The organism is Micromonospora citrea (assembly GCF_900090315.1).
Lineage (GTDB): Bacteria > Actinomycetota > Actinomycetes > Mycobacteriales > Micromonosporaceae > Micromonospora > Micromonospora citrea.
In genome coordinates, this window is record NZ_FMHZ01000002.1 from 5567743 (window position 1) to 5580882 (window position 13140).

Annotated in this window: 10 protein-coding genes; 7 read left to right on the plus strand and 3 right to left on the minus strand. The window is 74.1% G+C overall.

From position 1 onward, the window contains the following. Window positions 1–24: 24 nt before the first annotated feature. On the plus strand, window positions 25–708 hold the full coding sequence (locus tag GA0070606_RS25510; RefSeq protein WP_342672174.1) for a class I SAM-dependent methyltransferase: 684 nt from the start codon (window positions 25–27) through the stop codon (window positions 706–708). A gap of 99 nt (window positions 709–807) precedes the next feature. Then, window positions 808–1419: a DedA family protein gene (locus GA0070606_RS25515; protein ID WP_091105144.1), complete on the plus strand. Its 612-nt coding sequence runs from the start codon at window positions 808–810 to the stop codon at window positions 1417–1419. A 57-nt stretch (window positions 1420–1476) separates the two neighbouring features. Here the strand turns inward: GA0070606_RS25515 and GA0070606_RS25520 are convergent, their stop codons facing one another. Both GA0070606_RS25520 and GA0070606_RS25525 read right to left on the minus strand, forming a co-directional pair. Further along, on the minus strand, window positions 1477–2130 hold the full coding sequence (locus tag GA0070606_RS25520) for an MBL fold metallo-hydrolase (protein ID WP_091105147.1): 654 nt from the start codon (window positions 2128–2130) through the stop codon (window positions 1477–1479). An 8-nt stretch (window positions 2131–2138) separates the two neighbouring features. Further along, window positions 2139–2855 carry a maleylpyruvate isomerase family mycothiol-dependent enzyme gene (locus GA0070606_RS25525; RefSeq protein WP_091105149.1) on the minus strand — a complete coding sequence of 239 codons (717 nt, stop codon included), beginning with the start codon at window positions 2853–2855 and terminating at the stop codon, window positions 2139–2141. 174 nt (window positions 2856–3029) lie between these two features. Here GA0070606_RS25525 and rsgA point away from each other — a divergent pair, with 174 nt between their 5' ends. The 3 genes from rsgA (at window position 3030) to GA0070606_RS25540 (ending at window position 7870) form a co-directional block, all read left to right on the plus strand. Further along, the gene (gene rsgA / locus GA0070606_RS25530; protein WP_091105153.1) at window positions 3030–4082 is read left to right on the plus strand and encodes a ribosome small subunit-dependent GTPase A; all 1053 of its coding nucleotides are present in this window, start codon (window positions 3030–3032) and stop codon (window positions 4080–4082) included. A gap of 215 nt (window positions 4083–4297) precedes the next feature. Beyond that, window positions 4298–7237 carry an excinuclease ABC subunit UvrA gene (gene uvrA, locus GA0070606_RS25535; protein ID WP_091105155.1) on the plus strand — a complete coding sequence of 980 codons (2940 nt, stop codon included), beginning with the start codon at window positions 4298–4300 and terminating at the stop codon, window positions 7235–7237. Window positions 7238–7387: 150 nt separating this feature from the next. Further along, complete coding sequence (locus GA0070606_RS25540; protein WP_091105158.1) at window positions 7388–7870, plus strand: Rieske (2Fe-2S) protein; 483 nt, start codon at window positions 7388–7390, stop codon at window positions 7868–7870. Window positions 7871–8057: 187 nt separating this feature from the next. Here the strand turns inward: GA0070606_RS25540 and GA0070606_RS25545 are convergent, their stop codons facing one another. Beyond that, window positions 8058–9332 (minus strand): MFS transporter, encoded by a 1275-nt coding sequence (locus GA0070606_RS25545; RefSeq protein ID WP_091105160.1) that lies wholly within the window; start codon window positions 9330–9332, stop codon window positions 8058–8060. Window positions 9333–9480: 148 nt separating this feature from the next. Here GA0070606_RS25545 and uvrC point away from each other — a divergent pair, with 148 nt between their 5' ends. Together uvrC and GA0070606_RS25555 are read left to right on the plus strand one after the other, a co-directional pair. Beyond that, window positions 9481–11460: an excinuclease ABC subunit UvrC gene (uvrC, locus tag GA0070606_RS25550; RefSeq protein ID WP_091105163.1), complete on the plus strand. Its 1980-nt coding sequence runs from the start codon at window positions 9481–9483 to the stop codon at window positions 11458–11460. 376 nt (window positions 11461–11836) lie between these two features. Next, entirely contained in the window at window positions 11837–13072 is a 1236-nt protein-coding gene (locus GA0070606_RS25555) for a glycosyltransferase (protein WP_091105166.1), read from the plus strand. Window positions 13073–13140 lie beyond the last annotated feature (68 nt).

A 13140-nucleotide genomic window follows, 5' to 3' on the forward strand; every position in this document is an offset into this window, starting at 1 on the left:
GCCCGCTGGGGCATGCTTGCGCCGATGAGGGGTGCCACGGCCGTCGCGCTGACCGAACTGGAGCGGGAGATCGACGCTCCGGGCGGCGGGCTGGACCGGCTCCGGTTGGTGCGGATCCCGTTCGTGCCCGAGGTGCGGCTGCACCTGGCCGAGGACGCCATCGTCTGGTGGGCCCGGATGGAGGCGCACGCCGGGCACGCCCTGCCGCCGCCGTACTGGGCCTCGGTCTGGGCCGGTGGGCAGGCCCTCGCCCGTCACCTGCTCGACCACCCCGACCTCGCGGCCGGGCGCCGGGTGCTCGACCTGGCCGCCGGGTCCGGCCTGGTGGCGATCGCCGCCGCGCTCGCCGGCGCCGAGCGGGTCGTCGCCAACGACATCGACCCGTACGCGGTCGCGGCGGTGACCGTCAACGCCCGCGCCAACCGGGTGACGGTCGCGGCCACCGGAGGCGACCTGCTCGACTCCGATCCGGCCGGAGTGGACCTGCTGGTCGCCGGGGACGTGCTCTACGACGAGGCGATGGCCGCGCGGGTGCTGCCCTTCCTGCGCCGGGCCGCCGCCACCGGCGCAGACGTGCTGGTCGGCGACCCGGGGCGGGGGCACCTGCCGCCGGACGTGCTGGCGGCCGTGGCCAGCTACCCCGTGCCGACCACCGAGCCGGCCGTGGACTCGCCCGTGCGGCGGGTGCAGGTGCTGCGGCCCCGCTGACGCGGGCGTTCTCAGGGTCGACCCCGAGCCGGATACCAGGGGGCGGTGGGGGATCGGACCCGATGCCGGGGGTGGCGGGGCGGCCATAGCGTACGGGGCATGACGGATTGGCTGGCCCAGGTCGGAGAGCTTCCCACCACCCTGCTGATGGGGGTGCTCGGGGTGGTGATGCTCTTCGACGCCGTGCCGCTGCTCGGGGTGCTGGTCCCCGGCGACGTGGCGATCCTGGCCGCCGTGGGGGTCGGGGGGCCCCTCACCGGCGTCACCACCTTCGCCGTCGTGGTGGCCGGCTGCCTGTCCGGGTGGTCGCTGAGCTTCCTCGCCGGCCGCCGGTACGGGGAGCGGCTGCGACGCAGCCGGATCGGCGGGTGGATCGGCGAGGAACGCTGGGCGGCGGCGGAGGGCATCCTGCAGCGCGGGGGTGGCCGGATGGTGCTGGTCGCGCCGTTCCTGCCGGTGTTCAACGCGCTGCTGCCGCTGGCGGCGGGCGGGCTGCGGATGTCGTACCGGCGCTTCCTGGCCTCGGCGGCGCTCGGCGCCGCGGCCTGGGCGGGTCTCTACCTGGCGCTGGGCAGCGCCTCGCGATCGCTGGCCGGGCTGCTTCCCGGCGAGTCCAGCCCGATGCTGGTCACCATGGCGGTCGGGCTGGTGCTGGCGGGGGTCGTGCTGATGGGCACGCGGCGCCGGCTGCGGGCGGTCACGGGGGCCTGACCGCCGTCCACCGGGGGAGCGGGGCCGGGCGCGACACGCGCCCGGCCCCGCTGGTGCTCACCAGCCCCGGGCGCGCCACTGCGGCAGCGCCGGGCGCTCCGCGCCGAGCGTGCTGTCCTTGCCGTGGCCCGGATAGAACCAGGTCTCGTCGGGCAACCTGTCGAAGAGCTTGCGCTCGACGTCGTCGATCAGCGCGGTGAAGCGCTCCGGGTCCTTGTCGGTGTTGCCGACCCCGCCGGGGAAGAGGCTGTCGCCGGTGAACAGGTGCGGCGTGCCGGCCGGGTCGCGGTAGAGCAGGGCGATCGAGCCCGGGGTGTGGCCCTTGATGTGGATGACCTCCAGCGCGCAGTCGCCCACCGGCACGGTGTCGCCGTCGGTCAGCGTCTCCGCCTCGATCGGCAGCCCCGCCGCGTCGTCGGCGTGCACCAGCGGCCGGGCGCCGGTCTTGGCGACCACCTCCTCCAGCGCCACCCAGTGGTCCATGTGCTGGTGGGTGGTGACCACCGTGGTCAGCCCGGCGTCGCCGACGAGGTCGAGCAGCCGGGGCGCCTCGTTCGCCGCGTCGATCAGCACCTGCTCGCCGGTGGACCGGCAGCGCAGCAGGTAGGCGTTGTTGTCCATCGGGCCCACCGACACCTTGGTGATGGTGAGCCCGTCGAGCTCACGTACGGCCGGCGCACCGCCGGGCGTGACGTCTCCGCTGTAGGTCATGAGGTTGCCTATATCCATTCCGGTGGTTGCGGCAGCGGACCGTCCGGGGTGACGGTCAGCACGGTGCCGGGGCTGCGGCCGATCAGCCAGGCGGCGAGTTCGGGGGCGGAGCCGGTGACCGTGGGCGCGGCCGCCGGGTCGCCGACGACGACTTCGTGCCGGCTGCCGTCGAAGCGCAGCACCATCGGCGGCACGTCGGCGCGTGCGGCGAGACCGTCGGCGACCTCGTGCAGCAGCCGGTGGGCGAACGCCTCGGGCCAGTCGGCCGGCCGGTAGCCGGCGTCGAGGTCCACGTGGTGCACCTCGACCTCGCGCAGCCGGCCCCAGACCAGCATGGTCGCCGGCCAGGGGCCGCGCCGCGTCTGGACCGTGGCCGCCCACGCCTCGACCGGCATCGCCGCGACCGCCTCGGTGAACCGGTCGGCCGAGCGGCGCAGGTCGTCGAGGTGCTCGTCGGGCGGCCGGGCGGCGCCGGCCTCGATCTCGGCGTCCCGGGCCTGCGCGGAGGCGTACATCGGGACCGGCTCGCCCGTGCGCGCGGCGGTGAGCAGGTTGACCATGGCGTCGGCGTTGCGGGCCAGGTGCGCCAGTACGTGCCCGCGGGTCCAGCCCGGCAGCAGCGACGCGGCGGCGACGCCCGCGTCGTCGAGGGCGGCGGCGGTCCGCAGCAGGCGGTCCGTGGCCGCGTCCACCTCGCCGGTGAGCAGAAGCGGATCAGTCGTCACGCCACCGACCCTATCCGCCGGCCGGCCGTCCGTCGCCGGGGAAATCGCTTTCGGCGCGTCGCCGCACGCCCTACCGTCGGCGTCGCAACGCGGCACCGGGAGGTCGGAAGGAGGTGGTGACGTTGCCGGTCCACGCACGCGTGCACCACCCGCTCCGACACCGATGAGGATGCCATGACCATCGATCTGACCGCCCTCGGCTGGGACGCCGACCGGGCGGCACACGTACGACGACGCGGCGGCCGCCGCCCGGGCCGGGTGGCCCGGGTGGACCGGGGCGTCTGCACCGTGCTCTGCGCGGACGGACCGGTCCGCGCCACCCTGGGCGGCGCGGTCCTGGCGGCCGCCGCCCGGGACCTGACCCGCCTGCCCTGTGCGGGTGACTGGGTGCTGCTCGGCGCCTGGCCGGACGGCAACGTGACAGTGGAGGCGGTGCTGCCGCGGCGCACCGCCCTGATCCGGCGGACCGCCGGCAAGGACGCCAGCGGCCAGGTGCTCGCCGCCAACCTCGACGCCGCCGCAGTGGTGGAGCCGGTGCACCCGGAGCCCGACACCGGGCGCATCGAGCGGCTGCTGTCGCTGGCGCACGACTCCGGCGCCCGGCCGCTGGTCGTGCTCACCAAGGCCGACCTGGCGGCCGACCCGGAGGCGGTGGCGCGCCAGCTCGCGGCCGTCGCGCCGGGGGTGCCGGTGCTGGCGGTCAGCGCCGAGCGGGGCACCGGGCTGGAGCCGCTGCGCGCCGAGGTGGCGCCGGGGCGCACGCTCGGCCTGCTCGGCCCGTCCGGCGCCGGCAAGTCCAGCCTGGTCAACGCGCTGGCCGGGGCGGCGGTGATGCCCACCCAGGCGATCCGGCGGGTCGACGGCAAGGGCCGGCACACCACCACGTGGCGGGCGCTGATCCCGGTGCCCGGCGGCGGCGCGGTGCTCGACACCCCGGGGGTACGCGCGGTCGGCCTGCTGGACGGCTCGGCGGGGCTGGACCGGGCGTTCGCCGACATCGCCGAACTGGCCGCCGGCTGCCGCTACGGCGACTGCGGGCACGACGGCGAGCCCGCCTGCGCGGTGCGCGAGGCGCTGGACAGCGGCGAGCTGCCGGTGCGCCGCTGGGAGAGCTGGCGGCGGTTGCAGCGGGAGCTGGCCCACGAGAGCGGGCGGCGGGAGACGCGGCTGGCCGCCGAGCGCCGCGGCGGCTGGCGTTCGGCCCGCCGTCGGGCCGCCCGCCCCTGACGGACGTGCGTGGCGGGGCCGGTCGACGACCGGCCCCGCCCCCGTCTCCGGGTGCGGCCGACCGGGCTGAGCTGGGGGAATGTGCCGGCGGGGAAAAGTGTCGTACCTCAGGGCTAGAGTTGCCGGGGCGCCTTTCCTGCGCGCACACAACCGCTCAGACCAGCCTCGGAGCGGACATTTCCTCCTCATCTTCTTCACCCGGGAGTACACGGACAGTGGCCGACCGACTGATAATCCGTGGCGCGCGCGAGCACAACCTGCGTGACGTCAGTCTCGACCTGCCCCGGGATGCCCTGATCGTCTTCACCGGGCTCTCCGGGTCGGGCAAGTCGAGCCTGGCCTTCGACACGATCTTCGCCGAGGGGCAGCGCCGCTACGTTGAGTCGCTGTCGTCGTACGCGCGGCAGTTCCTCGGCCAGATGGACAAGCCGGACGTCGACTTCATCGAGGGCCTGAGCCCGGCCGTCTCCATCGACCAGAAGTCCACCTCGCGCAACCCGCGCTCGACGGTGGGCACCATCACGGAGGTCTACGACTACCTCCGGCTCCTCTTCGCCCGCATCGGCGAGCCGCACTGCCCGGTCTGCGGCGAGCGGATCTCCCGGCAGACCCCCCAGCAGATCGTCGACCGGGTCCTCGCCATGGCCGAGGGCACCCGGTTCATGGTGCTCGCGCCGGTGGTGCGGGGCCGCAAGGGCGAATACGTCGACCTCTTCGCCGAGCTCCAGGCCAAGGGCTACGCCCGGGCCCGGGTCGACGGCGTGGTGCACCAGCTCACCGAGCCGCCGAAGCTGAAGAAGCAGGAGAAGCACACCATCGAGGTGGTGATCGACCGGCTCACCGTCAAGCCGAGCGCCAAGCAGCGGCTGACCGACTCGGTCGAGGCGGCCCTGGGCCTGTCCAACGGCCTGGTCCTGCTCGACTTCGTCGACCTGCCCGAGGGCGACCCGGAGCGCGAGCGGCGCTACTCCGAGCACCTGGCCTGCCCCAACGACCACCCCCTGGCGATCGAGGACCTGGAGCCCCGGGTCTTCTCCTTCAACGCGCCCTACGGCGCGTGCCCGGAGTGCACGGGCATCGGCACCAAGAAGGAGGTCGACCCCGAGCTGGTCGTCCCCGACCCCGAGCGCACCCTGCGCGAGGGCGCGGTCCAGCCCTGGTCGACCGGGCACAACCTGGAATACTTCCTCCGCCTGCTGGAGGCCCTCGGCGAGGCCGAGCACTTCGACGTCGACACCCCGTGGCGGGCCCTGCCGTCCCGGGCGCAGAAGACGATCCTGCACGGCTCCGACGACCAGGTGCACGTGCGCTACCGCAACAAGTTCGGCCGCGAACGCTCCTACTACACCGGCTTCGAGGGCGTGGTGCAGTGGATCGAGCGCCGGCACACCGACACCGAGTCGGAGTGGTCGCGGGAGAAGTACGAGGGCTACATGCGGGACGTGCCCTGCGCGGCCTGCGGCGGCGCCCGGCTCAAGCCCGAGGTGCTCGCGGTGACCCTGGCCGGCAAGAGCATCGCCGAGGTCTGCAACCTCTCCGTCGGGGAGGCAGCCGACCTGCTCGCCGGCATCGAGCTGACCGACCGGCAGAAGCTGATCGCCGAGCGGGTGCTCAAGGAGATCAACGCCCGGCTGAGGTTCCTGCTCGACGTCGGCCTGGACTACCTCTCCCTCGACCGGCCGGCCGGCACCCTCTCCGGCGGCGAGGCGCAGCGCATCCGGCTGGCCACCCAGATCGGCTCAGGCCTCGTCGGGGTGCTCTACGTGCTCGACGAGCCGTCGATCGGGCTGCACCAGCGCGACAACCACCGGCTGATCGAGACCCTGGTCCGGCTGCGTGGCCTGGGCAACACGCTGATCGTGGTCGAGCACGACGAGGACACCATCCGCACCGCCGACTGGATCGTCGACATCGGTCCCGGCGCCGGCGAGCACGGCGGCAGGATCGTGCACAGCGGCTCGGTGCCGGCGCTGCTGGAGAACCCGGAGTCGGTGACCGGGGCGTACCTGTCCGGCCGGCGGTCGATCCCGACGCCGCGGCAGCGCCGCCCGCAGACGCCGGGCCGGGAACTGGTCGTGCACGGCGCGCGCGAGCACAACCTGCGCAACCTGACCGTCTCGTTCCCGCTCGGCCAGCTCATCGCCGTCACCGGAGTCAGCGGCTCCGGCAAGTCCACGCTGGTCAACGACATCCTCCACGCGGTGCTGGCCAACCAGATCAACGGCGCGCGGCTGGTGCCGGGGCGGCACACCCGCGTCTCGGGGCTGGAACACGTCGACAAGGTCGTGGGTGTCGACCAGTCGCCGATCGGGCGCACGCCGCGCTCCAACCCGGCCACCTACACCGGCGTCTGGGACCACGTCCGCAAGCTGTTCGCCGAGACCACCGAGGCCAAGGTCCGGGGGTACGGCCCGGGGCGGTTCTCGTTCAACGTCAAGGGCGGCCGCTGCGAGGCGTGCTCCGGCGACGGCACGATCAAGATCGAGATGAACTTCCTGCCCGACGTGTACGTCCCGTGCGAGGTCTGCAAGGGCGCCCGCTACAACCGGGAGACCCTGGAGGTGCACTACAAGGGCAAGACCGTCTCGGACGTGCTGGAGATGCCGATCGAGGAGGCGGCCGAGTTCTTCTCCGCCATCCCCGCCATCCACCGGCACCTCAAGACGCTGGTGGACGTCGGCCTGGGCTACGTACGGCTCGGCCAGCCCGCGCCGACGCTCTCCGGCGGCGAGGCGCAGCGGGTCAAGCTCGCCTCGGAGCTGCAGAAGCGCTCCACCGGCCGGACGGTCTACGTGCTGGACGAGCCGACCACCGGCCTGCACTTCGAGGACATCCGCAAGCTGCTGATGGTGCTGGAGGGGCTGGTCGACAAGGGCAACACCGTGATCACGATCGAGCACAACCTCGATGTGATCAAGTCGGCCGACTGGCTGATCGACATGGGTCCCGAGGGCGGCCACCGGGGCGGCACCGTGCTCGCCACCGGCACCCCCGAGGAGGTCGCGGAGGTGCCGGAGAGCCACACCGGGCAGTTCCTGCGGCAGGTGCTCAAGCTCGACGGCGAGGCCAAGGGCGCGAAGGCGGCCACCACCCGGGCGGCCAAGGCCAACGGGGCGAAGACCCGTGCGCGGAAGGTCCCGGCCGGGGCCCGCTGACCCGACGTGGCGCGCCCCGGACGGGTCGTTCCCGCCCGTCCGGGCGCCCGGCGGTCGCCGATCGGGTGAACCGTCGGGCACAGTGATCCGTGTACCCGAGCATGGCCGCGGATCATGACTGGGCGGCGGCAGCCGAGAGAGAGGCGAGGCATGAGTGACGAGCAGGAGCTGACCGGGCCGGCGACACAGACACGGCGCGCCCTCCTCACGGGCGCGGGCGCGGTCGGCGCGGCGGTGATCCTGGCCGCCTGCGGCAGCGACGACTCCGGCGGCGGCGCGGCCCCGACCAGCGGCGGCCCGGCCGTGCCCAGCACCGGCGACGCCGGCGGCGGCGACCGCGAGGGCGCGCAGTCGCTGGCCCGCACCGCCGACATCCCGGTCGGCGGGGGCGCCGTCTACCCCGCCCAGGGCGTGGTGATCACGCAGCCGACCGCCGGCCAGTTCAAGGCGTTCGACTCGATCTGCACCCACCAGGGCTGCCCCGTGACGAACGTCGACGGCGGCACCATCAACTGCACCTGCCACTTCAGCAAGTTCTCGATCGAGGACGGCTCGGTGAAGGGCGGCCCGGCCACCAAGCCCCTCCCGGCGAAGAACATCAAGGTCACGGGCGACCAGATCTCCCTGGCCTGACCGGCATGGCGCGGTCGGCGACCCCCACCGGGTCGCCGGCTCCCGCGGCACCGGCGCCGGTCGGGGTCGTACCGTCTCGACACCGGCCGGGGCCCATCCGTCGCGGTGCCGACACCGGTCGGGGTCATTTCGTCGCGGTGCCGGCGCCGGTCGGGGTCATCCCGGCGTGTTCTCGCCGCCGGCCGGGTCATCGCGTCGGGGCGTCCGCGTCGGCCCGTGCCGGGGCGGCCCGCGAGGGCTCCCGGAGGGCGGCCGGCGGCAGGTGCCGCTCCAGCGCCAGCACCCCGGCCGCGCCGGCGGCGTTGAGCAGCGCCAGGGCCAGCCACGGCGCGGCGTCGTGAGCCTCGTACAGGGTGGCGAAGAACGCCGGCGCGACCAGCGAGGCGACCGCGAAGGAGTACTGGAACGCCGCCAGGTAGCGACCACGGGCGGCGACCGGCGCGGCGGCGGCGGCCAGCGCGGCGGACGCCGGCGCGTGGACCAGTTCCGCCGCCGTGAACAGCAGCGTGGCCGCGGCCAGCAGCACGGCCACGGTGGCCAGCCGGCCCGGACCGACAGTCGCCATGGCCAGTCCCCAGGCCGCCCAGAGGACCGCCGCCGCCGCGATCGCGCGGGTGCGGCGGTGGCGCGGCAGGCGCGTGCCGACGGACGCGGACAGCAGGGCGACGAGGAACGCGTTGCCGGCGAGGACGGTCGAGGTCAGCCAGGCGGGCCCGCGCACGTCCGTGAGCATCACCGTGGGCAGCGCCAGGCCGAGCATCATGCTGCTCAGTGCGAAGACGGTGTTCAGGCCGGTCAGCGCCAGGAACGGTCGGTCGCGGGCCAGCGTGGCGTACCCGCCGCGCCGCAGGGCCACCGGCCGGTCGGTGGCCGCCGGGGTGCGCACGCACGCGGCGATGAGCACCGCGGCGAGGGCGAAGCAGGCCGCCGCCGCATACGCCACCGCCCGGTAGGTGCCGGCCCGCCCGTCGGCGACCACCACGCCGGTGACGAGGCCCCCCGCCGCCAGTCCGGCGGTACGCGCGCCGTTACTGACCGCGTACCAGGTGTCCCGGGTCCAGGCGCCGGGGCTGCTGTCGGCGTAGTCGGCGACGGCGGTGAAGACCGTGGACCAGAAGAACCGCACGCCGACGGCGACCAGCGCCGCCGCGACGAAGACCCCGACCGGGCCCCGCACCCAGGCGTACGCCAGATAGCCGGCGGCCTGGAGCAGTTGCGCGGCGACGACCACCGGCAGGGCGCCCACCCGGTCCGCCAGCGCGCCGGCCCACAGCGGCACCGGGAGCGTGAGCACGGTCGCGGCGCTGAGCAGCACGCCGAGCAGCGACAGGGGCACGTCGGTCAGCCGCAGGAAGTAGACAAGCGACAGCGGCAGGAACAGCCCGTTGCCGACGGAGTCGACGGTGAGCGCCGCCACGAGGACGGCGCCCCCTCGACCACGTTCCGCGACGTCCGCCCCCATCCGCCCGTGCTCCCCTCGCGTCTGGTCCGTCAGGGGCGGATGCTAGCCGGGAGCGTTCCCGGCGGCACCGGATTAACCCCGGGTCGGCGGGCGGGCGCGGGACGCGGGGTTCCGGGGGCTGTCGGGGGTGCGGACTACGCTTGCTGGCGTGGCTGACCCCTCGACCTACCGTCCCGCACCCGGCACCATCCCGGAGTCGCCGGGGGTCTACCGCTTCCGCGACGGCACCGGCCGGGTGATCTACGTCGGCAAGGCGAAGAACCTGCGCAGCCGGCTCAACTCCTACTTCGCCGACCTGTGGGGCCTGCACCAGCGCACCCAGCAGATGGTCACCACCGCCGAGTCGGTCGACTGGGTCACCGTCGGCACCGAGGTCGAGGCGCTCCAGCTCGAATACACCTGGATCAAGCAGTACGACCCGCGCTTCAACGTCCGCTACCGCGACGACAAGTCCTACCCCTACCTGGCGGTGACCCTCGACGAGGAGTTCCCGCGCCTGCAGGTGATGCGGGGCGCCAAGCGCAAGGGGGTGCGCTACTTCGGGCCCTACTCGCACGCCTGGGCGATCCGCGAGACGCTCGACCTGCTGCTGCGCGTCTTCCCGGCGCGCACCTGCTCGGCCGGGGTGTTCAAGCGTGCCGGCCAGGTCGGCCGGCCCTGCCTGCTGGGCTACATCGGCAAGTGCTCGGCGCCCTGCGTGGGCAGCGTCACCCCCGAGCGGCACCGCGAGATCGTCGACGGCTTCTGCGAGTTCATGGCCGGCCGCACCGACACCATGGTCCGCAAGCTGGAACGGGAGATGACCGACGCCAGCGAGCAGCTGGAGTTCGAGCGGGCCGCCCGGCTGCGCGACGACATCGCCGCCCTGCGTCGGGCGATGGAGAAGCAGACCGTGGTGCTCGGCGACGGCACCGACGCGGACGTGGTGGCGTTCGCCGACGACCCCCTGGAGGCGGCCGTCCAGGTGTTCCACGTGCGCGACGGCCGGGTCCGGGGCCAGCGCGGCTGGGTGGTGGAGAAGACCGAGGACCTGACCACGGGCGACCTGGTGCACCACTTCTGCACCCAGGTCTACGGCGGCGAGCAGGGCGAGGCCGACGTGCCGCGCGAGCTGCTCGTGCCGGAGCTGCCCGCCGACGCGGCCGCGCTGGCCGACTGGCTCTCCGGCCGCCGGGGCAGCCGGGTCTCCCTGCGGGTGCCGCAGCGCGGCGACAAGCGGTCGCTGCTGGAGACGGTCGAACGCAACGCCAGGGACGCCCTCGCCCGGCACAAGCTGCGCCGCGCCGGCGACCTGACCACCCGTGGCAAGGCCCTCGACGAGATCAGCGAGGCCCTCGACATGCGCACGTCGCCGCTGCGCATCGAGTGCTTCGACATCTCGCAGATGCAGGGCACCGACGTGGTCGCGAGCATGGTCGTCTTCGAGGACGGGCTGCCCCGCAAGAGCGAATACCGGCGCTTCATCATCCGTGGCGCCACCGACGACCTCTCGGCCATGTCCGAGGTGCTGCGCCGTCGCTTCGCCCGCTACCTCGACGCGCGGGCCGAGACCGGGGAGGCGGGCGTCGAGCCGGCCGACGACCCCGACGCCCCGGCCGGCCAGGCCGGGGCCGACGAGCCCCGGGTCGGCGCCCTGATCGACCCGACCACCGGCCGCCCGCGCAAGTTCGCGTACCCCCCGCAGCTGGTGGTGGTCGACGGCGGCGCGCCGCAGGTCGCGGCGGCGGCCCAGGCCCTCGCGGAGCTGGGCGTCGACGACGTGGCGCTGTGCGGCCTGGCCAAGCGGCTGGAGGAGGTCTGGCTGCCCGACGACGAGTTCCCGGTCATCCTGCCGCGCACCTCGGAGGGGCTCTACCTGCTGCAACGGGTCCGCGACGAGGCGCACCGCTTCGCCATCACCTTCCACCGGCAGCGGCGCTCCAAGCGGATGACGGAGTCGGCGCTGGACAGGGTGCCGGGCCTGGGGGAGGTGCGGCGCAAGGCGCTGCTGCGCCATTTCGGCTCGCTCAAGCGCCTCTCCGCCGCCACCGTCGAAGAGATCACCGAGGTGCCCGGCGTGGGCCGGCGCACCGCCGAGGCGATCCTCGCCGCCCTGGACGAAGGCGCCCAGCGCGCCCCCGACGCCTGACCCGCCGCCGGGTTCTCCACGAGCCTGCCCGCTTCGGGGCGTTCCTGTTCGGCAACCGCGAATGGCGGCGGTGAACGAGCCGTATGCCGAATACGAGCGTCGCCTCCGCCGCCGGACCGCTCGGGGCGCTGTTCCTGCGAGGTATCCGGTTCGTGTCGAAAATGCGAGTCGATTCACGTCTTCGCATCGTGCTCGGGCGGGCCGAAGCAAACTCGGGCGAGGCCAAAGTAAAAGCAGGGATACCGCTCCCTGCCACTGTCAACATATATCGCACCCCGGGTCTTGCGGCAAGGCCCAGATGCTGGCGCAGAATCAGCGGCCGGAAGTCGGAAGGCACGGATTCGGAAGCACATTGCTGCGGAGACGGGAGTCGGGCGTGCGGATTCTGTTGACGGCATGGGGGTCGCGCGGAGATGTGGAGCCGCTGGTGGGGCTGGCGGTGGAATTGCGGAAACTCGGCGCGCAGGTGCGGGTGTGCGCGCCGCCGGACGAGGAGTTCCGGGCGCTACTGGCGCGGGTCGACGTGCCGTTGCTGCCGTTGGGCCCGACGGTGCGTTCGGTGGTCGCCGGAACGAAGCCGCCCACGGCGGAGGACGCGTTCCGGCTCGCTCCCGCGCTTGTCGCCGCGCGGTTCGACACGCTCGCCGGAGCCGCCGAGGGAAGTGACGTGCTGCTGGCGACCGGCCTGATGCCGGCGGGTGCCAGGGACGTGGCCGAGAAACTCGGCATCCGCTACGTGTACGCGTGCTTCCACATCCTCGGGCTGCCGTCGCGGCATTTTCCCCCGGGGGCACGGCCGGGCAGGCAGTCCCCGGCGGACGAGTCGGACAATCGAGTGCTGTGGGAGCAGGACGCCCAGCGGGTGAACGCGTTGTACGGCGAGGCGCTCAACCGCCATCGAGCGGCGATCGGCCTGCCGCCGGTGGAGAACGTCCGCGATCACGTCTTCACCGGCCGGCCGTGGCTGGCGGCGGACGCGACGCTGTGCCCGTCGCGGGGGCTGACGGATCTCGATGTCCGACAGACCGGGCCGTGGCTCCTGCCGGACGACCGTCCGCTCCCGGAAGGGCTGGAGGCGTTCCTGGACGCCGGTCCCGCGCCGGTGTACGTGGGCTTCGGCAGCATGGCGGCGCACGCCCCGGAGGGCATCGCCCGGGTGGCCGTGGAAGCGTGCCGCGCGCACGGCCGTCGCCTGGTCCTCGGCCGTGGCTGGGCGGACCTGGCGGCGGTCGACGACGCCGATGACTGCTTCGTCGTCGGTGAGGTCAACCAGCAGGCGCTGTTTCGTCGGGTGGCCGCCGTCGTGCACCACGGGGGTGCGGGCACCACGACGACGGCGGCCCTGGCCGGCGCGCCCCAGGTGGTGGTGCCCCGGATCGCGGACCAGCCGCACTGGGCGGCCCGAGTGGCGGAGCTGGGCCTCGGCCGGGCGCACGACGACTCGACGCCCACCGTCGACTCTCTCTCCGCCGCGCTCGACGGTGCCCTGACCGCCGAGATCCGGGCCCGAGCGACGGCCGTGGCCGCTCTGATCCGGACCGACGGTGCGGCGGTGGCCGCAAGAACGCTCCTCGACGGCCTCGACCCGGAAGGGTCGCCTGGATCGGCGTGACGCTGCGGGCAGGCTTCGGAGCGGGGCCGGTCACCCGACGGCGGGCCCTCGCCCGAGGGGCCCGGCGA